Origin of the sequence: Kitasatospora sp. NPDC004799 (assembly GCF_040609095.1) — a bacterium.
Lineage (GTDB): Bacteria > Actinomycetota > Actinomycetes > Streptomycetales > Streptomycetaceae > Kitasatospora.
Genome location: NZ_JBEXJK010000736.1, coordinates 1 through 1,840 on the forward strand (window position 1 = coordinate 1; position 1,840 = coordinate 1,840).

2 protein-coding genes are annotated in these 1,840 nt (G+C 78.0%); both read right to left on the bottom strand.

Going from position 1 to position 1,840, the window contains the following annotated elements; genetic code table 11:
• Positions 1 to 17: 17 nt before the first annotated feature.
• Positions 18 to 581 (bottom strand): Wzz/FepE/Etk N-terminal domain-containing protein, encoded by a 564-nt coding sequence (locus tag ABZW03_RS40365; RefSeq protein ID WP_355269798.1) that lies wholly within the window; start codon positions 579 to 581, stop codon positions 18 to 20.
• A 48-nt stretch (positions 582 to 629) separates the two neighbouring features.
• Positions 630 to 1,745, bottom strand: a complete 1,116-nt coding sequence (locus ABZW03_RS40370; protein ID WP_355269800.1) for a glycosyltransferase — start codon at positions 1,743 to 1,745, stop codon at positions 630 to 632.
• Positions 1,746 to 1,840 lie beyond the last annotated feature (95 nt).

Genomic DNA, 1,840 nt, shown 5'->3' on the forward strand with positions numbered 1-1,840 from the left:
GCAGGCCGGGGTGATGGTCATCGCCTCGGCGGGCAACACCGCGGCGGCCTTCGCCGCCGCCGGGAGCGAGGGCGTCCCCCGGCTGCTGGTGGTCCTAGCTTCCCGGAGGGGGTGGTCGGCCGGTCCGGCGCCGCGGCCGGGGACAGCGTCACCAGCCGGACGTTGGTGTCCTTGCTGCTGGTGTTGGCGAAGGAGACCAGCGAGCGGGCCACCGCGTCGGCGGTCCGGGCGGCCTCCTGGGGGCGCTTCCCGGTGCCGGTGATCTCGATCATCGGGGCGTCCGGGGAGGTCGTCCCGTGCACCAGGGACGCCATCTCCGACCGGGTGTGGCCGGTCTCGGCGGCCGCCACGGCGAGCACCTGCGGCTGGCCGGCCAGCCGGCCGTACGCCTGGGCGAAGTTGGTCGCGATCGCGGCCTCGCCGGGGTTCTGCGCGACCACCAGGACGTAGGCGTTGGCGGCGTACGACGGGGGCGCGACGACGGCGTACCCGGCGCCGGCCACGGCCCCCAGCGGAACCGCGAGCACCACCGGCCACCAGCGGCGGACCAGGCGGCGGGCGCTTCGGCGCGGTGTGGTCATGGGTGTTGCTCCTTGGGTCTGGTACGGCGGTCCGGCGGTGGCGGGCGGTCAGACGCGGGCCAGCCGGTCGTAGAGGGCGCCCAGGTCGGCTGCGACCCGGGCGATGTCGTAGTGGCCGACGGCCGGGGGGTGCGGCAGCGGGTCGGCGATGTGCCCGCTGAGCGGCCGCAGGTCGCGCAGGGCGGCGGCGTAGGCGGCCGGCTCGGAGGGGATCCGGCGGGCCTGCGGGGCGGCGCTGGGCGGGAGTTCGTCGAGCGCCGGACAGGCGCTGTGCCGCACCGGCAGCCCGGCCGCGAGGCCCTCCAGCACGCCGAGGCCGAAGGTCTCCGCGGTGGAGGGGGCGGCCAGCACGTCCAGCGCGGCCAGCAGTTCGGGCACGTCGTCGCGCTCGCCGGTGAGCACCAGCCGCTCCCGCACGCCGAGTTCGCCGGCCCGGTGCTCCAGCGCGGCGCGCTCCGGGCCCTCGCCGACCAGCACCAGCCGGGTGGCCGGGTCGAGGTCGGCGAGCGCCTCGACCAGCACCTCGAAGCGCTTGCCGGGGACCAGCCGGCCCACCCCGCCGACCACCCAACTCCCGTGCGGCAGACCGAGTTCGGCCCGCAGTCGGCGGCGGACGGCGACCCGCTCGGCGGGCGGGAGGCGGTAGCGGGCGGTGTCGATGCCGTTCGGGATCAGCGCGATCCGGGCCGGCGGGACGCCCCAGGAGCGCAGCGTCTGGGCGACCTGGCGGGAGACCGCGACGGTGGTGCTGCCGAGCTGCTCGGCCGCCAGGTAGAGGCCCTTGACGCCCCGGGTGACCGGGCGGCCCTCGATCACCCCGGCGTGCAGCGAGTGCTCGGTGGAGACCACCGCGCGCACCCCGGCCAGCCGGGCGGCCAGCCGGCCGTACAGCTGCGCCCGGTAGAGGTGGGTGTGCACCAGGTCGTAGCGGCCGGCCCGGACCAGCCGGACCAGCCGGGGCAGCGCGCCGAGGTCCCGGTTGCCGCGCATGCCGAGGTGGTGGACGGTGACGCCGTCGGCGCGCAGCGCGGCGGCGACCGTGCCGGGGTTGGTCAGGGCGAGCACCTCGCACTGCTGGTGCGCCGGCAGGTGCCGCAGCAGCAGGTGGAGCTGGCGCTCGGCGCCGCCGGCGGCCAGGCCGGTGACGATGTGCAGCACCCTCATGGCCGGCGCTCCGTCCCCGCCCGCCCGCCGCCGGGGCGCTCGGACCCGCCGTCGGCCTGCCACGCCCCGGCCCTGGCCGCGCCCGACGGCCGCTC

Bases quoted from the DNA above. Each gene is read 5' to 3' on its own strand.
- ABZW03_RS40365 (WP_355269798.1), bottom strand. From the start codon at position 581: ATGACCACACCGCGCCGAAGCGCCCGCCGCCTGGTCCGCCGCTGGTGG.
- ABZW03_RS40370 (WP_355269800.1), bottom strand. From the start codon at position 1,745: ATGAGGGTGCTGCACATCGTCACCGGCCTGGCCGCCGGCGGCGCCGAG.